Annotated in this window: 19 protein-coding genes; 11 read left to right on the plus strand and 8 right to left on the minus strand. The window is 72.4% G+C overall.

Annotated elements, in window-relative coordinates:
• Positions 1-5 precede the first annotated feature (5 nt).
• The 6 genes from ACGFMM_RS33455 to ACGFMM_RS33480 all read left to right on the plus strand — a co-directional run bounded on the left by ACGFMM_RS33455 (position 6) and on the right by ACGFMM_RS33480 (position 5,896).
• Positions 6-317, plus strand: coding sequence for an urease subunit beta (locus ACGFMM_RS33455; protein ID WP_393650278.1), 312 nt, complete (start codon positions 6-8; stop codon positions 315-317).
• Positions 310-2,031, plus strand: a complete 1,722-nt coding sequence (locus ACGFMM_RS33460; protein WP_393650257.1) for an urease subunit alpha — start codon at positions 310-312, stop codon at positions 2,029-2,031. The genes ACGFMM_RS33455 and ACGFMM_RS33460 overlap by 8 nt, the downstream gene beginning before the upstream one ends.
• A 10-nt stretch (positions 2,032-2,041) precedes the next feature.
• Positions 2,042-2,707 (plus strand): urease accessory protein UreF, encoded by a 666-nt coding sequence (locus ACGFMM_RS33465; protein ID WP_393650258.1) that lies wholly within the window; start codon positions 2,042-2,044, stop codon positions 2,705-2,707.
• 19 nt (positions 2,708-2,726) lie between these two features.
• On the plus strand, positions 2,727-3,419 hold the full coding sequence (ureG, locus tag ACGFMM_RS33470) for an urease accessory protein UreG (RefSeq protein ID WP_393650259.1): 693 nt from the start codon (positions 2,727-2,729) through the stop codon (positions 3,417-3,419).
• On the plus strand, positions 3,416-4,159 hold the full coding sequence (locus ACGFMM_RS33475) for an urease accessory protein UreD (RefSeq protein WP_393650260.1): 744 nt from the start codon (positions 3,416-3,418) through the stop codon (positions 4,157-4,159). The genes ureG and ACGFMM_RS33475 overlap by 4 nt, the downstream gene beginning before the upstream one ends.
• 156 nt (positions 4,160-4,315) lie before the next feature.
• Entirely contained in the window at positions 4,316-5,896 is a 1,581-nt protein-coding gene (locus ACGFMM_RS33480; protein WP_393650261.1) for an alpha/beta hydrolase, read from the plus strand.
• 61 nt (positions 5,897-5,957) lie between these two features.
• Here ACGFMM_RS33480 and ACGFMM_RS33485 read toward each other — a convergent pair whose 3' ends face one another.
• Positions 5,958-6,992 carry an NAD-dependent epimerase/dehydratase family protein gene (locus tag ACGFMM_RS33485; RefSeq protein ID WP_393650262.1) on the minus strand — a complete coding sequence of 345 codons (1,035 nt, stop codon included), beginning with the start codon at positions 6,990-6,992 and terminating at the stop codon, positions 5,958-5,960.
• 42 nt (positions 6,993-7,034) lie between these two features.
• Positions 7,035-7,721, minus strand: a complete 687-nt coding sequence (locus tag ACGFMM_RS33490) for a lysophospholipid acyltransferase family protein (RefSeq protein WP_393650263.1) — start codon at positions 7,719-7,721, stop codon at positions 7,035-7,037.
• Between the two features lie 101 nt (positions 7,722-7,822).
• Between ACGFMM_RS33490 and ACGFMM_RS33495 the strand changes: the two genes are divergently transcribed.
• Positions 7,823-8,827 carry a DUF3048 domain-containing protein gene (locus ACGFMM_RS33495; protein WP_393650264.1) on the plus strand — a complete coding sequence of 335 codons (1,005 nt, stop codon included), beginning with the start codon at positions 7,823-7,825 and terminating at the stop codon, positions 8,825-8,827.
• 30 nt (positions 8,828-8,857) lie between these two features.
• On the opposite strand, the gene ACGFMM_RS33500 is transcribed toward ACGFMM_RS33495, so the two are convergent.
• From ACGFMM_RS33500 to ACGFMM_RS33520, 5 genes are all read right to left on the minus strand, one after another.
• On the minus strand, positions 8,858-9,061 hold the full coding sequence (locus tag ACGFMM_RS33500) for a hypothetical protein (RefSeq protein ID WP_393650265.1): 204 nt from the start codon (positions 9,059-9,061) through the stop codon (positions 8,858-8,860).
• Between the two features lie 77 nt (positions 9,062-9,138).
• Complete coding sequence (locus tag ACGFMM_RS33505) at positions 9,139-10,089, minus strand: cytochrome c oxidase assembly protein (protein WP_393650266.1); 951 nt, start codon at positions 10,087-10,089, stop codon at positions 9,139-9,141.
• Positions 10,090-10,190: 101 nt separating this feature from the next.
• The gene (locus tag ACGFMM_RS33510) at positions 10,191-11,216 is read right to left on the minus strand and encodes a 6-phosphofructokinase (protein WP_393650267.1); all 1,026 of its coding nucleotides are present in this window, start codon (positions 11,214-11,216) and stop codon (positions 10,191-10,193) included.
• A gap of 178 nt (positions 11,217-11,394) precedes the next feature.
• Entirely contained in the window at positions 11,395-12,123 is a 729-nt protein-coding gene (locus ACGFMM_RS33515; RefSeq protein ID WP_393650268.1) for a type 1 glutamine amidotransferase, read from the minus strand.
• Between the two features lie 30 nt (positions 12,124-12,153).
• Positions 12,154-13,401, minus strand: coding sequence for a MurT ligase domain-containing protein (locus ACGFMM_RS33520; protein ID WP_393650269.1), 1,248 nt, complete (start codon positions 13,399-13,401; stop codon positions 12,154-12,156).
• Between the two features lie 113 nt (positions 13,402-13,514).
• Between ACGFMM_RS33520 and def the strand changes: the two genes are divergently transcribed.
• Entirely contained in the window at positions 13,515-14,075 is a 561-nt protein-coding gene (def, locus tag ACGFMM_RS33525) for a peptide deformylase (RefSeq protein WP_393650270.1), read from the plus strand.
• 20 nt (positions 14,076-14,095) lie between these two features.
• Here the strand turns inward: def and ACGFMM_RS33530 are convergent, their stop codons facing one another.
• The gene (locus ACGFMM_RS33530; protein WP_393650271.1) at positions 14,096-14,740 is read right to left on the minus strand and encodes a TetR family transcriptional regulator; all 645 of its coding nucleotides are present in this window, start codon (positions 14,738-14,740) and stop codon (positions 14,096-14,098) included.
• A 173-nt stretch (positions 14,741-14,913) separates the two neighbouring features.
• Here ACGFMM_RS33530 and ACGFMM_RS33535 point away from each other — a divergent pair, with 173 nt between their 5' ends.
• The 3 genes from ACGFMM_RS33535 to ACGFMM_RS33545 form a co-directional block, all read left to right on the plus strand.
• Positions 14,914-16,140, plus strand: a complete 1,227-nt coding sequence (locus ACGFMM_RS33535) for an acyl-CoA dehydrogenase family protein (protein ID WP_393650272.1) — start codon at positions 14,914-14,916, stop codon at positions 16,138-16,140.
• A gap of 193 nt (positions 16,141-16,333) precedes the next feature.
• Positions 16,334-17,689, plus strand: a complete 1,356-nt coding sequence (locus tag ACGFMM_RS33540; RefSeq protein ID WP_393650273.1) for a cytochrome P450 — start codon at positions 16,334-16,336, stop codon at positions 17,687-17,689.
• 221 nt (positions 17,690-17,910) lie between these two features.
• Positions 17,911-18,144: hypothetical protein (locus tag ACGFMM_RS33545; protein WP_393650274.1), on the plus strand; the 234-nt coding region annotated here is incomplete at its 3' end.

The raw sequence follows: 18,144 nt of genomic DNA on the forward strand, positions 1-18,144 counted from the left end.
CGTCCGTGATTCCCGGAGAAGTCCTTCTGGGTGAAGGTCCGGTGGTCCTCAACGAGGGCAGCCCGGTCACCACGCTCACCGTCCTCAACGCCGCCGACCGGCCCGTCCAGGTCGGCTCCCACTACCACTTCGCCGAGGCCAACCCGGGCCTGGAGTTCGACCGTCCGGCCGCGCACGGCCTGCGCCTGAACATCGCCGCCGGCACCGCGGTCCGCTTCGAGCCCGGCATCCCCGTCGAGGTCGAGCTGGTCCCGCTGGCCGGCCGCCGGATCGTCGCCGGGCTGCGCGGCGCGATCGGAGGTCCGCTCGATGCCTGAGCTGCACCGCGCCGTGTACGCCGACCTGTTCGGGCCCACCACCGGCGACCGCATCCGGCTCGCCGACACCGATCTGCTGATCGAGATCGAGGAGGACCGCAGCGGCGGTCCCGGCCGGGCCGGTGACGAGGCCGTCTTCGGCGGCGGCAAGGTCATCCGCGAGTCCATGGGCCAGTCCCGCACGACCCGCGCCGAGGGCGCCCCCGACACCGTGATCACCGGAGCGGTCGTCCTCGACCACTGGGGTGTCGTCAAGGCCGACGTCGGCATCCGCGGCGGCCGGATCACCGCGCTCGGCAAGGCCGGCAACCCCGACACCATGGACGGCGTCCACCCCGGGCTCGTCATCGGCCCGGAGACCGAGGTCATCGCCGGCAACGGCAGGATCCTCACCGCCGGAGCCGTCGACGCGCACGTCCACTTCATCTCGCCGACCGTCGTCGACCAGGCCCTCGCCACCGGGGTCACCACCCTCGTCGGCGGCGGCACCGGCCCCGCCGAGGGCACCAAGGCCACCACGATCACCCCCGGACCCTGGCACCTGGCCCGGATGTTCGAGGCCCTGGAGACGTACCCGGTCAACATCGGCCTGCTCGGCAAGGGCAACACCATGTCCCGCGAGGCCATGCTCTCCCAACTGCGCGGCGGCGCCGTCGGGTTCAAGATCCACGAGGACTGGGGCGCCACCCCGGCCGTCATCGACGCCTGTCTCGGCGTCTGCGACGAGACCGGCGCGCAGCTCGCCATCCACACCGACACCCTGAACGAGGCCGGGTTCGTCGGCGACACCCTCGCCGCCATCGCCGGCCGGACCCTCCACGCGTACCACACCGAGGGCGCGGGCGGCGGGCACGCGCCGGACATCATCACCGTGGTCTCCGAGCCGTACGTGCTGCCCAGTTCGACCAACCCCACCCGGCCGCACACCGTCAACACCGTCGAGGAGCACCTCGACATGCTGATGGTCTGTCACCACCTCAACCCGGCCGTGCCCGAGGACCTCGCCTTCGCCGAGTCCCGGATCCGGCCCTCCACCATCGCCGCCGAGGACGTGCTGCACGACATCGGCGCGATCTCGATCATCTCCTCCGACTCCCAGGCCATGGGCCGCATCGGCGAGGTGATCCTGCGGACCTGGCAGACCGCGCACGTGATGAAGCGGCGGCGCGGCGCCCTGCCGGGCGACGGCCGCGCCGACAATCTGCGGGCCCGCCGCTATGTCGCCAAGTACACGATCAACCCGGCCGTCGCGCAGGGCATGGACCAGCTCATCGGCTCCGTCGAACCGGGCAAGCTGGCCGATCTGGTCCTGTGGGAGCCGGCGTTCTTCGGCGTGAAGCCGCTCGCCGTGCTCAAGGGCGGCCAGATCGCGTACGCGCAGATGGGCGACGCCAACGCCTCCATCCCCACCCCGCAACCGGTGCTGCCCCGGCCGATGTTCGGTGCGCTCGGCAAGGCGGCCGCCGCCGGATCGGTCAACTTCGTCGCCCCGGCCGCGCTCGAGGACGACCTGCCCGAACGCCTCGGCCTGGCCAAGACGTTCGCGCCCATCGGCAGCACCCGCCGGGTCACCAAGGCGGACATGCGGGAGAACGACGCGCTGCCCCGGGTCGAGGTCGACGCCGACACCTTCACGGTGACCGTCGAGGGGGAAGCGGTCGAACCCGCACCGGCCGCCGAACTGCCCATGGCCCAGCGGTACTTCCTCTTCTGAGGCCCGGTCCATGAGCAGCCGTTCCGCACTCCTGGTGCTCGCCGACGGGCGCTTCCCCGCCGGCGGGCACGCCCACTCCGGCGGGGCCGAGGCCGCGGTGAAGGCCGGCCGCCTCCGGGACGCCGCCGACCTCGCCGCGTTCTGCCGGGGCCGGCTGCACACCACCGGCCTCACCTCGGCGGGCCTCGCCGCCGCGGCCGCGCTCGGCCTCGACCCGTACGCGCTGGACGCCGCCGCCGACGCCCGCACCCCGTCGCCTGCCCTGCGCGCCGCGGCCCGCAAGCTCGGCCGCCAGCTGATGCGGGCCGCCCGGGCCGCCTGGCCCGGCCCCGAACTCGACGCGCTCGCCGAGGCGTTCCCGCGCGGCGCGCACCAGCCCGTCGTCCTGGGCACCGCCGCCCGTGCCGCCGGGCTCGGGCCCGAGGACGCCGCGTACTGCGTCGCGTACGAGACCGTCAGCGGGCCCGCCACCGCCGCGGTACGGCTGCTGAGCCTGGATCCCTTCCAGGCCACGGCCGTCCTGGCCCGCCTCGCCCCCGAGATGGACGGCGTGGCCGAACGCGCCGCGGCCGCGGCCCAGGAGGGCCTGCACGCTCTGCCCGCCGCGTCCGCGCCCCTGCTCGACATCACGGCGGAACAGCACGCCGCCTGGCCCGTCCGCCTCTTCGCATCCTGAGAACCACCGGAGCCGCCCCATGCACCTCGACCACGGAAACGACCACCACGGCGCCGTGTCCGCCGACGCCCACCGGCCGGACGGGACGCGCCGCGCCCTGCGCATCGGACTCGGCGGGCCCGTCGGCTCCGGCAAGACCGCGACCGTCGCCGCCCTGTGCCGGGCCCTGCGCGACGAACTCTCCCTCGCCGTCGTCACCAACGACATCTACACCCGCGAGGACGCCGAGTTCCTGCTGCGCAACGCCGTTCTGCCGCCCGAGCGGATCCAGGCCGTGGAGACCGGGGCCTGCCCGCACACCGCGATCCGCGACGACATCTCCGCCAACCTAGAGGCCGTCGAGGACCTGGAGGCCGCCGTCCTCGCCCAGGGCGTGGGCCCGCTCGACCTGATCCTCGTCGAGTCCGGCGGGGACAACCTCACCGCCACCTTCTCCAAGGGCCTGGTCGACGCGCAGATCTTCGTCATCGACGTGGCCGGCGGCGACGACATCCCGCGCAAGGGCGGCCCCGGTGTCACCACCGCCGACCTGCTCGTCGTCAACAAGACCGACCTCGCCCCGTACGTGGGCTCCGACCTGGAGCGGATGGCCCGCGACGCCGAGGCGCAGCGCGGCGAGCTGCCCGTCGCGTTCACCTCGCTCACCGGCCCCGACGGCGTGGCGCCGGTCGCCGCCTGGGTGCGGGCCCGGCTCGCCGACTGGACCGCATGAGCCTGCGCGCCACCGCACGGATCGTCGCCGCCGCCGACGGCTCCCTGCCGGTCCTGGAGAGCTCCGGCCCGTTCGCCCTGCGCCGCACCCGCAGCACCGGCGCGTCCACCCGGGTCACCGTCGTCGGCGCGATGAGCGCACCGCTCGGCGGCGACGAACTCGCCCTGGAGGCACGGGCGGAGGACGGCGCGCACCTCACCGTGGACGCCGCCGCCGCGACCGTCGCCCTGCCCGGCCGCACCCCCGGGCCCGCCCGGTACGACGTGCGGCTGTCCGCCGGAATGGACGCGGTCCTGCGCTGGCTCCCCGAGCCGCTCATCTCCGCCCGCGGCTCCGACCTGCGCGCCCGCACCACGGTCGAACTCGCCGCCGGGGCACGGCTGGTACTGCGCGAGGAGCAGATCCTCGGCCGGCACGGCGAGGAACCCGGCACCCTCGCGTCCCGGCTCACCGTCACCCGCGCGGGCCGCCCGCTGCTCGACCAGGAGCTGGCGTACGGGCCCGGCGCGCCCGGCGGCTGGGACGGCCCCGCCGTCCTCGCGGGCCGCCGGGCCGTCGGGCAACTTCTCGTCGTGGCACCGGAGTTCGAGGCCAAGCCGGCCGAGGTCGAACTGCTCGGCGACGGCGCCGTGGTCGCCCCGCTCGCCGGCCCCGCCGTCCTGGTCTCCGCCGTCGCCGCCGACGCGCTGAGTCTGCGCCGGACCCTCGACGCGGCCCTGGCCGCACTCGTCCCGTTCTGAGACTTTCATCCCCCGTGCCGGGCCCGGCCGTTCGGTCAGCGGTGCAGCGGGATCCGGCTATCGGTTCGGCAAAAAAACACCTGTACGACTGTTCGTGGGTGTACGGAGGGCGCGAGGATCCCCTTCGACTCGAAACACCTCAGGGGGAGGACCTACGTGAGACGACGTACAGGAGCACTCGGCACGGCCGGAGCCCTGGTCGCCGGCGCGCTCGTCGCGAGCGCGGTCGCCGCGCCCACGGCCGGCGCCGACACCCGGGACCGGACCTGGTCCGAGGCCCGCGGCGTCAAGATCGCGGCGGCGCGCGCCGCGCAGCAGGGCGTCGACTGGGCCGACTGCCCGGCCGATTGGGGCCTGGCCAAGCCCATCCAGTGCGGCTGGGTGAACGTCCCGCTCGACTACGCCCACCCGAACGGCAAGCAGATCAAGCTCGCCGTCGACCGCGCCAAGAGCACCGGCACCGCTGCCGAGCACCAGGGCGCGCTGCTCTACAACCCGGGCGGCCCCGGCGGCTCCGGCATGCGCTTCCCCGTGCGGACCATCAGCGGCAGCAAGCTGTGGGTCAACACCGCGAAGGCATACGACTTCGTCGGCTTCGACCCGCGCGGCGTCGGCCACTCCACGCCCATCTCCTGCGTCGACCCGCAGGAGTTCGTCAAGGGCCCGAAGATGGACCCGGTCCCCGACAGCGAGGCCGACAAGCGCGCCCAGCGCAAGCTCGCCCGCGAGTACGCGGACGGCTGCGCCGAGCGCAGCGGCTGGATGCTGCCGCACATGACCACCCCGAACACGGCCCGCGACCTCGACGTCATCCGCGCCGCCCTCGGCCAGGAGAAGCTCAACTTCATCGGCGTCTCCTACGGCACGTACCTCGGCGCGGTCTACACGACCCTCTTCCCGGGCCACGTCCGCCGCATGATCGTCGACAGCGTGGTCGACCCCTCGCGCGAGAAGATCTGGTACCAGGCCAACCTCGACCAGGACGTCGCCTTCCAGACCCGCTGGAACGACTGGAAGGCCTGGGTCGCCGCCAACGACGCCGCCTTCCACCTCGGCGACACCCCCGAGAAGGTCGAGGCGCAGTGGCAGGAGCTGCGCGCCACCGCCAAGAAGGCCCCGCTCGGCGGCCTCGTCGGCCCGTCCGAGCTGATCTCCTTCTTCCAGAGCGCCCCGTACTACGACTCCGCCTGGGTGCCGGTCGCCGACGCCTGGAGCAAGTACGTGGCCGGCGACCCGAAGGACCTCATCGAGGGCGCGGCCCCGAACCTCGCCGACACCGCCGGCAACATCCGCGCCGAGAACGGCAACGCCGTCTACACGGCCGTCGAGTGCGCGGACGCCAAGTGGCCCACCAACTGGCAGCGCTGGGACCGCGACAACACCCGGCTGCACCGCGACCACCCGTTCATGACCTGGGCCAACGCCTGGATGAACCTGCCGTGCGCCACCTGGTCCGCCAAGCAGCGCACCCCGGTCCAGGTGAAGTCCGGCAAGGACCTCACCCCGGTCCTGATCGTCCAGGCCGAGCGTGACGCCGCCACCCCGTACTCCGGCGCCGTCGAGCTGCACAAGCGGCTGCACAACTCGCGGCTGATCACCGAGAAGGGCGCCGGCTCGCACGGCGTCACCGGCTTGGTCAACCCGTGCATCAACGAGCGGGTGGACGCCTACCTGCTCAAGGGCGCGGTGGACGCGGCGGACGTGATCTGCGGCCCGCACGCCACGCCGAAGCCGTAACACCGCACCACGGCGAGGGAGGAGGGGCGGCCGTCCGACGGCCGCCCCTCCTCCCGTGCGTTCAGGCGCGGTTCGCCAGCCAGGCGTCCTCGGCCGCGTAGTCGAAGAAGTCCACCCCGTACTTCACCAGGCCCGGGAACGCCTCCCGCCAGTCCTGCTCCCGCAGCCGCCCGGTCAGCCACTCCACCGTCGCCGGCAGCGAGTCCGTGTACGAGACCACCGGCCGGTACCCCAACTCCCGTTCCGCCGCCGCCATGTCATGCACCACCGGATGCGGGCAGGTCCACGGCGTCTGTCCCACCGACCCCTCCGGCGGTCCCGGCAGCAGCACCGTCTCGCTCTCGACCCCCAGCACCGCGTCGATCGCCGCGCCGATCTCCGCGACCGTCGGCGCCTGCGGATCCGCGCCGTTGAGCACCCGCGTCCCCGGCGCGGCCGCCGCGAGGCGGATCAGCTCGGCCAGATTGTCCACGTGCACCGGCTGGAACCGGGACGCCCCGCCGTACGCGAGCAGCCGCACCGGCCGCCCGTCCAGGGCCCGCTTGACGAACCACGCCTCGCGCGGGCCGGGGCAGTACGGGCCGTGGATCGCGGCGGCCCGCAGCACCGTCGTCGGCAGCCGCTCGCCCGCCCGCAGCACCTCGTGCTCCAGCGCGATCTTCCGCGTGCCGTACGTGCCCGGGCCCGGCGCCACCGTCGGCCGGGTCTCCGCGATCGGCACCGGATAGCGCGGGAAGCCGTCCGGCTCGTCCTGGGTGTCGAAGCCGCGGCCCCGCTCGTCGACGTACACCGCGCCGCTGGAGATCACCACCGCCGAACCGATCCGGTCCGCGAGCCCGGTCAGCTGCCGCCCGTGCCCGGCGTCGTACGCCACGATGTCCACCAGCACGTCCACGCCGCCGCCGAGGGCGCGCGCCAGCGCACCGTCCTCGTCGCGGTCCACCGCCGCCGACCGGACCTCGTCCGGCCAGTCCTCGCCCCGGCCGCCCCGGCGCGAGCCGGCCGTCACCTCCCAGCCGTCCGCGACGAGCGCCCGCACGGCCGCCCGCCCCACCTGTCCCGTCGCTCCCAGCACGAACGCATGTCCCTTTGCCATGCCGGTGACGCTACGGTCCGCCCGCCCGGGAAGCCCAGCGACTCAGCTCTCGGCAGAGCCACGGGCCTTCACCGCGGCCGCGTAGTCGTCCACGTACTCCTGCCCGGACAGCTCCAGGATCCGGTACATGATCTCGTCGGTGACCGCCCGCACCACCGCCTTCTCGCCCTCCATGCCCGCGAACCGCGAGAAGTCCAGCGGCTCCCCGAACCGGATCGTCACCCGACGGATCCGCGGCACCACCTTCCCCGGCGGCTGGATCTCGAAGGTCCCCACCATCGCGCACGGCACCACCGGCACCCCGGCCGTCAGCGCCATCACCGCCACGCCCACCTTGCCCTTGTACAGCCGCCCGTCGTGCGAGCGGGTGCCCTCCGGATAGATCCCGAGCAGTTCGCCCTTCGCCAGCACGCCGAGCCCTTCACGGATCGCCGCCTGCCCGGCCTCCTTGCCGGAGCGGTCCACCGGGATCTGCCCGGCACTGCGGAAGAAGGCAGCCGTGAGCCGGCCCTTGAGACCGGGCCCGGTGAAGTACTCCTGCTTGGCCAGGAACGTGATCCGCCGCTTCAGCACCGTCGGCATCAGGAAGTGGTCCGAGAACGACAGATGGTTCCCGGCGACGATCGCCGCGCCCTCCTCCGGGATGTGCTCCAGACCCTCGATCCGCGGCCTGAACAGCAGCCTCAGCAGCGGGCCGAGCAGTACGTACTTGAGCAACTGGTAGAACACCGGCGTCCCCCGTCCACGTATCCGGACTCCATTGTCCGGAGACTCCGACTGCGAGTGTCCAACCAAGCGCCCCCGTGGTCCACTGGAGGGGGAGCAGAACCATGCCAGGCGCACGAACACCCCGGCGTCCCGGCGCGATCCGCATCGCGCTCCTGAGCGCGGTGACGGTCGCCGGGCTGTACGGCTGCTCCTCGGACGGCGAGAAGGAGAGCCCGCCCCCGAGCGGCGTCCCGCCCAGCGCGCCGGCGAGCCCGGTCGCCCGCTCCCCGTTCACCGGGCTGCCCGCCAAACCGGCCCAGGTCCTCGCCGTCAAGATCGACAACGTGCAGGCGGCCCGCCCCGCCACCGGCCTCGGCACGGCCGACCTCGTCTACGTCGAACAGGTCGAGGGCGGCGTGACCCGCCTGCTCGCCGTGTACTCGGCGCACCTGCCCGACCGGATCGGCCCGGTCCGCAGCGCCCGCGAGTCCGACATCTCCCTGCTGCGCCCCTTCGGCCGCCCGGTCCTCGCCTACTCCGGCGCCCAGTCCGCCCTGAACCCGCTGCTCCGCGCCGCCCCGCTGTACCCGGTCACCGAGGGCGACACCCCGGAGGCGTTCGTGCGCGACGCCGGCCGGCCCGCCCCGCACAACCTGTATCTGCGGCCCGAGCAGGCGCTCGCCGCCGCCCCGGACGCCACCCGCGCCCGCGACATCGGCTTCCGCTTCGGCTCCGCCCCGGCCGAGGGCACCGCCGTGAACTCGACGTCCGTGCGCTTCCCGGCCGCCCGCTACACCTTCACCTGGTCCGCCCCGGACAAGGCCTGGCGGGTGGCCATGGACGGCCGTACCGCCCGCAGCACCGACACCGGCCCGCTGACCCCCGAGACGGTCGTGATCCAGTACGTCACCGTCCGCCCCTCCGGCTTCCGCGACCGGTTCGGCTCGGTCTCGCCGTACACCGAGACCGTGGGCAGCGGGAACGCGGTCGTGCTGCGTGACGGACGCAGCCACCAGGCCCGCTGGAACCGCCCCGCCGCGGACGACGGCACGGCCTTCACCACGCCCGACGGGACGCCGCTGAACTTCGCCCGGGGCCAGGTCTGGGTGGTCCTGGCCCCACGCTGACGAGCCGGGCCGACGCCCCGGCGCGAGGGCTTACGACGTGGGCCCGTGGGGCCGTCCCGCCCGGGGGGCCTTCGGCGGGACGCTGTCCGCCGCCGCCATGCCGAGGGTGACCAGGCCGAGCACGACCCAGCCGAACCACAGCAGCCCGTGGCTGCCCAGGGCCACCGTGTACGCGGTCGTCAGCACCAGGGCGACGACAGTGATCACACCCATCGACTTCGTGGGACCGGACATGGCTGTCCTCCTCCGACCGGGGCCGTCCCCGCCATGGTCCCTCCGCAGTCGGGGACCGCGCCACCAGTGGGCGCGGCCTACCTTCCGCGGGTCTGGAGCGAGGCGAGGTACGCGTTGTACGCCTCCAGCTCCTTGTCCCCGTCCCGGTCCGCTGCCCGGTCCTTGCGGACGGCCTGGCGCTGCTCGGAGTGGTACCACTGGTAGACCAGTGCGATCAGCACCAGCACGGACGGGATCTCGCTGAACGCCCAGGCGATGCCGCCCGCCGCGTTCTGGTCGGTCAGCGCGTCGACGCCCAGGGAGGTCGGCGGGTTCGTGTACGCCTTCACCATCGGCTCGGTCGCCATCATCAGCGCGATGCCGAAGAACGCGTGGAACGGCATGCCCGCGAACAGCTCCAGCATCCGCATCACGTATCCCGGCCGGTGCGGACCCGGGTCGATGCCCATGATCGGCCAGAAGAAGACCAGACCCACCATCAGGAAGTGCACCATCATCGCGATGTGCCCCGGCTTCGACCCCATGAGGAAGTCGAACAGCGGCGTGAAGTAGAGCCCGTAGAGGCTCGCGATGAACATCGGGATCGTGAACGCCGGGTGCGTGACGATCCGCATGTACCGGCTGTGCAGCAGCTTCAGCAGCAGCTCGCGCGGTCCGAGCGAGCCCCGGCCGGCCACCGGCAGCGCCCGCAGCGCCAGCGTCATCGGCGCGCCGAGCAGCAGCAGGATCGGCGAGACCATGCTGACCACCATGTGCTGCACCATGTGCACGCTGAACATGACCATGCCGTAGTCGTTGAGCTTGGTGCACGTCACCAGCGCGATGCTCAGCACACCGATCACGAACGCGACGGTCCGGCCGACGCCCCAGGTGTCGCCCCGCCCGCGCAGCCGCGCCACGCCCCAGCCGTACAGGCCGAGGGCGGCGAGAGAGCCGAACAGGAAGAACAGGTCGGGAGAGAACTCCAGGCCCCGCCCCAGCGTGAACGGCGGCAGATCCATCGTCATGCCGTGCCCGCTGTGATCCATGTGTGTACTCCTGGAGCCCGATTCGCGCTTGTTGTCCGCACCAGACTAGAACCGCCCCCGGCCGCGGCTGCGACCGGGGGCGGTTCTCGACCGGAGTGTGATCAGAGCACCGTCTCGGCCTCCTCGTAGCGGTCCGCGGGGACCGTCTTCAGCGTCTGGGTGGCCTCCGTGAGCGGGACCATGGTGATGTCCGTGCCGCGCAGCGCGGTCATCATGCCGAACTCGCCGCGGTGCGCGGCCTCCACGGCGTGCCAGCCGAAGCGGGTGGCGAGGACCCGGTCGTACGCGGTCGGGGTGCCGCCGCGCTGCACGTGGCCGAGGATCACCGGACGGGCCTCCTTGCCGAGGCGCTTCTCCAGCTCGACGGAGAGCTGGTTGGCGACGCCGGTGAACCGCTCGTGGCCGTAGATGTCGGTGCCGGCGGTCTTGAAGTCCATGGAGCCCTCGCGCGGCTTCGCGCCTTCGGCGACCACGACGATCGCGAATCGCTTGCCGTGCTCGAAGCGGGCGCCGACCCGGGCGGTGAGCTCGTCCATGTCGAAGGGCCGCTCGGGCACGACGATGGCGTGCGCGCCGGCCGCCATGCCGGAGTGCAGCGCGATCCAGCCGGTGTGCCGGCCCATGACCTCGACGATCAGCACCCGCTGGTGGGACTCGGCGGTGGTCTTGAGGCGGTCCAGGGCCTCGGTGGCCACGCCGACGGCGGTGTCGAAGCCGAAGGTGACGTCGGTCGAGGCGATGTCGTTGTCGATGGTCTTCGGCACGCCGACGATCGGCAGGCCCGCGTTCGAGAGGAGGGTCGCCGCCTTGAGGGTGCCCTCGCCGCCGATCGGGATGATCGCGTCGAGACCCAGCTCGGCGACATGGCCCTTGGCCCGCTCGACGCCGTCGACCAGATGCGCGGGCTGGACCCGGGAGGAGCCCAGGATGGTGCCGCCACGGGCCAGGATGCCGGCCACCGCGTCCAGGTCGAGCTTGCGGTAGTCCGCCTCCAGAAGGCCCTTCCAGCCGTCGTGGAAGCCGATGACCTCGTCGCCGTGGTCGACGACGGCGCGGTGCACGACGGAGCGGATGACGGCGTTCAGACCGGGGCAGTCGCCGCCGGAGGTGAGCACACCAATACGCATAGCCCGAAATACCTTTGCAACGTGGGCCGACTCCGGACCACGTCGTCCGGTTGGATCCCCGCCACCCTATCGTCGGGGGATGGCGGGGCCCTACCGGATGTCCATAGTTTGGACACCGTATTTACTTACGAATCCAATGGGCGTATGGGCGCTCAGACGTGCAGTCCGGCCGCCGCCCCTACGCGGGCTGCGTGGCGGCCGCGATCCGCTCGGAGCGCAGCGCCTCGTACCAGCGGTCGTCGGTCGGCGGCAGCGCGTTGACGTCGAGCGCCAGCTTCAGCATCAGGTCCGCGATCTGCGGGTTGCGCGCCATGACGGGCCCGTGCATGTACGTGCCGAACACCGTGTCGTTGTACGCGCCCTCGGTGCCGTCCCCGGTGCCGTTGCCCCTGCCGAACACGGTGCGGGCGAAGGGGCGGGCCGACGGGCCGAGGTGCGTGACGCCCTGGTGGTTCTCGAAGCCGGTCAGCTGGGGCAGGCCGAGCTGCGGGTCGATGTCCGCGAGCACGTCGCCGACGCACCGGGCGCCCTCGCCGCGCACCGTCGTCACGTCGAGCAGGCCGAGACCGGGCTGGCGCTCGCCGACGTCGTTGACGAACTCGTGGCCCAGGATCTGGTAGCCGGCGCAGACCGAGAAGATGATCGCGCCGTTGGCCGCGGCCCGGCTCAGACCGCCGTCGCGGACAAGACGCTCGGCCGCGAGCCGCTGCGGCCGGTCCTCTCCGCCGCCGATCAGGTAGATGTCGCCCGAGGTCGGGACCGGCTGGTCGCTGCGCACGTCGAGCCGCTCGACGCTGAGACGGCGCTGGCGGGCGCGGCGCTCGACGACGAGCACATTGCCCTGGTCGCCGTAGGTGCTGAGCAGGTCCGGGTAGACCCAGACCAGACGCAGGCTGCTGTCAGTCATGCTGCAAGTCCTCTAGGGGGTCGGGTCGGGTCAGTTGCCGACGCGGCGGCGGACGTCCTGGAAGGCGGTGTAGTTCGCGATCAGCTCGATCTGCCCGGGCGGGGCCATCGAGACGGCCTCGTCGAGCGTCTCGCAGACGCGGAACTCCACGTCGGCCACCTCGAGGCGGACCGCCAGGTCCAGCCTGCGGTCGCCGATCACCATGATCGGATGCCCGGCCAGCCGGCCGTAGTCGACGTCCCACAGCCAGGAGGTGTCCGTGCCGTCCGCGCCGCGCGCGTTGACGGAGAGGATCACCGGGGCCGGCGGGCCGTCGATGAGGGAAAACGTTTCGAGCCAGCCCGCCGGGTTCTTCGCGAGCAGCAGCCGCAGCTCCCGGTTCTGGAAGCTGACGACGTCGTACCGGCCGGCCACGGCCTGGACCTGGTACATCCGCTCCAGGGCGACCTGCGGCGGCACCCCGAAGACCGCGGCGACGGCGGCGGAGGTGGCGGCGTTCGCCTTGTTGGCGCGGCCGGGCAGCTGGAGGTGGATCGGCCAGGCCGAGCCGTGCGGGTCGAGCACGTGGTCGCCGCTGAGCGCCCAGCTCGGCGCGGGACGGCGGAAGCCGCAGTCGCCGCAGAACCAGTCGTCGCCGGGGCGCTGCAGCACACCGCCGCAGGACGGGCAGGACCAGGCGTCGTCCTTCCACTCCTGGCCGGCGGCCACCCACACGACGTTGGGGGAGGAGGAGGCGGCCCAGACGATCAGCGGGTCGTCCGCGTTCGCGATGACCACGGCCTTGCTGCCGTTCAGGCCCTCGCGCCACTTCTCCGCCAGCATCCGGGTCTCGGCGGCGCGGTCGAGCTGGTCGCGGGAGAGGTTGAGCAGCGCGATCGCCTTGGGGGTGGTGTCCCGGGCGACGCCCGCCAGGTACTTCTCGTCGACCTCGATCACGCCGTACTTGGCGTCCGAGCCGCCGGCCAGAGCGGAGGTGATGCCCGCGGGCATGTTCGCGCCCAGCGCGTTGGACACGACCGGGCCGCTGGCCCGCAGCGCCTCGGCGATCAGCCGGGTGGTCGTGGTCTTGCCGTTGGTCGCCGACACCAGGATCACGTCCAGATGCTGCGCGAGCCGTCCCAGCAGATCGGGGTCCAGCTTGAGCGCCACCCGCCCGCCGATCACCGAACCGCTGCCGCGTCCCGCCGCCCGCGACACCGCGGCGGCGGCCTTGCCCGCCGTCACGGCCAGCTTGGCACGCGGCGACAGCGGCTCTGGATTACCGGGGTGTCCTGACATCGTCCTTGTTCCTCCTTGCGTCGGTCCGTGCTCAGCCTATCGAGATCCGGCCAGCGCCCCGAACCGCGGCACCGCCGAACGGCGAGGTCAGGCCGGAACGTAACCTTGCCGCCATGCGAAACCGCCCGATCCCCGGCACTTCCGGCCGCATCCGCGCCATGACCCTGCTCGGCGACCCGGTGCTGCATGCGCCCTGTGCCCCGGTCACCGACTTCGGCCCGGACCTCGCCCGGCTGGTCGAGGACATGTTCGCCACGATGTACGCCGCCGAGGGCGTCGGCCTCGCGGCGAACCAGGTGGGCGTGGGCCTGCGGGTCTTCGTCTACGACTGCCCGGACGACGAGGACGTGCGGCACCTGGGCCACGTGGTCAACCCGCGGCTGGTCGAGGCGGACGGGGAGGAGATCCGCGGCCCCGAGGGCTGTCTGTCCCTGCCCGGCCTGGAGGCCCCGACGCCGCGCCTCGACCGCGCGGTGGTCGAGGGCGTGCGGCTGGACGGGACGCCGGTGCGGATCGAGGGCACGGGTTTCTTCGCCCGCTGTCTCCAGCACGAGTGCGACCACCTGGAGGGCGGGGTCTACGCGGACCACGTCACCGGCCTGCGCCGCTCCCGGCTGCTCCGGTCCATCCGCAAGCAGCCGTGGGGCGGCGGGGTGACGGCCCTGGAGCGCTGAGCGCTCCGCCCGTCGGAAACTCAGAATCCGGGTGCGCCCGGGAGGTCCTCCGCCTCGGCCAGCCGGCCCCACAGCAGGTCGGCCAGTGCGCTGACCAACTCCGCCCGGGTGCACGGCCGTTCGCCGAGCCACCAGTCACCGGCCGCGTGCATCATGCCGACGATGCCGTGGCCCCAGATCCGGGCCATGGCGTCGCCGCCGGGACCGAGGTCGATCCGCTCGGCGATCACCTGGCCCAGCTCCTCGCCCATCCGCCGCAGCAGCGGCGCCGAGTGCCGGCCGACGTCGAAGCCCTGCTCGGTCTGCTGGGTCTCCTCGTTCGGGTGCATCAGGAACCGGTACACCTGAGGCATCGCCTCGATCGAGGCGAGGTACGTGTCGAGGGTCGCCTCCACGCGCCGCCGACGGTCGGCGGGCGCGTCCAGCGCGGTCCGCAGCGCCGACAGCAGCCCGTCGGTGTGCCGCTTGGCCAGCGCGCGGTACAGCCCGCCCTTGTCGCCGAAGTGCCGGTAGAGGATCGGCTTGGTGATCCCCGCCTCCGCGGCGATCGCGTTCATCGAGGCCTGCGGCCCGTCCCGGAGCACCACACGGTCCGCCGCCTCCAGCAGCTCGCGCCGGCGCTGCTCGGCCGACTTCTGCTGATCGGCCCGGTGTGCAGTGTCCATGGTGTGTCTCCCCGCCCGTGCGTGTTCCGTAAGGCTTGCGCAACGTAACACCCACCCGCCCCGCGGTGCGTTCCGGGCGGCGACGGGCGTCCGGAACGGGACGCCGGTTGACAGCGGCTACTTGCCGGTAACACACTGCGGTTACCGCAAGTAACGTAGTGCCGGGAGGGAACATGGCCGAGTTCACGCTCGATCTCAACGACGACCAGAAGCAGGTGCGTGACTGGCTTCACGGCTTCGCGGCCGATGTGATGCGCCCCGCCGCCGCCGAATGGGACGAGCGCGAGGAGACCCCCTGGCCGATCATCCAGGAGGCCGCCAAGCTCGGCATCTACTCGCTCGACTTCTACGCCCAGCAGTTCTTCGACCCGACCGGCCTCGGCATCCCGATGGCGATGGAGGAGCTCTTCTGGGGCGACGCGGGCATCGCCCTGTCCATCGTCGGCACCGGCCTCGCCGCCGTCGGCGTCCTCGCCAACGGCACCGAGGAGCAGATCGGCACCTGGATCCCGCAGATGTACGGCGACGTCGACGACGTCAAGGTCGCCGCCTTCTGCTCCTCCGAGCCGGACGCCGGCTCCGACGTGGCCTCCCTGCGCACCCGCGCCGTCTACGACGAGGCCAAGGACGAGTGGGTCCTCAACGGCACCAAGACCTGGGCGACCAACGGCGGCATCGCCAACGTCCACGTCGTCGTCGCCTGCGTCGACCCCGAGATCGGCTCCAAGGGCCACGCCTCCTTCATCGTGCCGCCGAACACCCCCGGCCTGTCCCAGGGCCAGAAATTCCAGAAGCACGGCATCCGCGCCTCGCACACCGCCGAGGTCGTCCTGGAGGACGTGCGCGTCCCCGGCAGCTGCCTGCTCGGCGGCAAGGACAAGCTCGACGAGCGCCTCGCCCGGGCCCGCGAGAAGGCGAAGAAGGGCGGCGAGCGCGTCAAGAACGCGGCCATGGCCACCTTCGAGGCGTCCCGCCCGGCCGTCGGCGCCATGGCCGTCGGCACCGCCCGCGCCGCGTACGAGGTCGCCCTCGACTACGCCAAGACCCGCGAGCAGTTCGGCCGCCCGATCATCGACAACCAGGGCGTCGCCTTCCAGCTCGCCGACATGCGCACCCAGATCGACGCCGCCCGCCTCCTGGTCTGGCGCGCCTCCTGGATGGCGACCACCGGCAAGCCGTTCACCGCGGCCGAGGGCTCCATGTCCAAGCTGTACGCCAGCGAGGTGTCCAAGAAGGTCACCGCCCAGGCCATCCAGATCCTCGGCGGCAACGGCTTCACCCGCGAGTACCCGGTGGAGCGGATGCACCGCGACGCCGCGATCTACACCATCTTCGAGGGCACCAGCGAGATCCAGCGCCTGGTCATCGCCCGCACCCTCTCGGGGATGCAGATCCGCTGACCCCCCCCACGGGCCGCGCCGGCTCCGCTCCCCCCCCGTTGAGGCGGAGCCGGCGCCCGGCGCCCGGCGTGCAGAATCCGGCCTACGGAATCCGGCCAACCGGCCGGTTCCGGCCGGGTGCGCGCCCGGCGGTACCCGAGCGCCCGCCGCTACGGCAGAATCGGACCGGAAACGATCAAGGGGGCGTTGATCCATGGCAACCACCGGAACCGAGATTCCCGGGCCGGCGGGACTCCCGCTGCTCGGCTCGATGTTCGACCTCAAGAACGACTCGCTCGGCACCTTCCTGAAGGCCCAGCGCGAGCACGGCGACGTCGTCAGGATCACCGCAGGGCCGCCCGGCGTCCGCGCCACGGTGTACGGGATCTTCTCCGCCGAGGGCGCCCAGCAGGTGCTCGCCACCGACTCGGCCAACTTCCGCAAGGACAACGTCTTCTACCAGGAGCTCCGCGAGTCCTTCGGCAACGGCCTGCTCACCAGCCAGGACGAGGACTACCTGCGGCAGCGCCGGCTCGTCCAGCCGCTGTTCACCAAGCGCCGCGTCGACGGCTACGCCGAGGCGGTCGCCGCCGAGGTCGCCAAGGTCGTCGCCGCCTGGCGGGACGCCGAGGACGCCACCGTCGACGTGCTCGACGAGATGACCGAACTCGCCCTGCGCGCCGTCGCCCGGATCCTCTTCGGCACGGACGTCGACGCCGCCGTGGAGATCGTCGAACGCTGCTTCCCCGTCATCAACGACTACGTGCTCCGGCGCGGCTTCTCGCCGCTCAACATCCCCCGCGACTGGCCCACGCCCGGCAACCGCCGCGCCGTCGCCGCGCACGAGGAGCTGTACGCGGTCTGCGACCGGATCATCGCCGAACGCCGGGCCTCCGGCCGCCGCGGCGACGACCTGCTGAGCCTGCTCGCCGAGGCGGAGAGCGCCGAGGACCGCAGCTTCGACGCCGGCGAACTGCGCGAACAGGTACTGATCTTCCTGCTCGCCGGCCACGAGACCACGGCCACCTCGCTGGGCTTCGCCCTCCACCTGCTGGCCCGCCACCCCAAGGAGCGGGCGCGCGCCCACGAGGAGGTCGACCGCGTCCTCGCCGGCCGCGTTCCCACCGCCGCCGACCTGGACGCCCTGCCATATCTCACCCAGGTCCTCAAGGAGGCCATGCGCCTCTTCCCGGCCGCCCCGGCCATCGGCCGCCGCGCCGTCGCCGCCACCGAGATCGGCGGCCACACCATCCCGGCCGGCGCCGACGTGATCGTCGCCCCCTGGGTCACCCACCGGCACCCCCGCTACTGGCCGGACGCCGAGCGCTTCGACCCCGACCGCTTCACCCCCGAGGCGGAGGCCGAACGCCCCCGCTACGCCTGGTTCCCGTTCGGCGGCGGCCCGCGCGCCTGCATCGGCCAGCACTTCTCGATGCTGGAGTCCGTGATCGCGCTCGCCATGCTCCTGCAGGCGTACGACCTGGACGCCATCGACACCGACGTCCCCCTCGCCGCCGGCATCACCCTCCAGCCCCTGAGCATGGCCCGGGTCAGGCTGCAGGCTCGGTAGGACGATCACGCCCCATTTGGCGGCTCTGCACCCCAACTGCCCTGTATCAGAAGTCCGTTGACAGGGCAGCGGAGCGAGCTCAAAACTCCGCCACGGAAGGTCGCGCAGTAACTGCGCGGCTTTCTTTGGCATGCCTGGAAACATCCTGAGAATGGACGAAAGGCAGTGGAGTGAAAGTTCCGCACAGGAGATATATCTCCTGCATATTAGCCGCTGCGGTCGTGGGGACGCTGATACCGCAGGCCGCCTATGCCGCACCGACTGCGGGAAATGACGGAGAGGGATTCTCGTCCGTATTTTCCCGCTGGTTCTCGGACGAAGACGAGACCAACGGCCCCGAACAGCCGCGGACCGGCGGCACTCCGGTGCTGCCGAGCCGCGAGAAACTCGCGAAGGGCAAGGCGGCCGCGAAGCCGAAGCGGCTCGGAGAGCTGACGGGTCGGCGTACGGCCAAT

The sequence above is a fragment of the Streptomyces sp. NPDC048604 genome (genome assembly GCF_043199435.1).
Classification (GTDB): domain Bacteria; phylum Actinomycetota; class Actinomycetes; order Streptomycetales; family Streptomycetaceae; genus Streptomyces.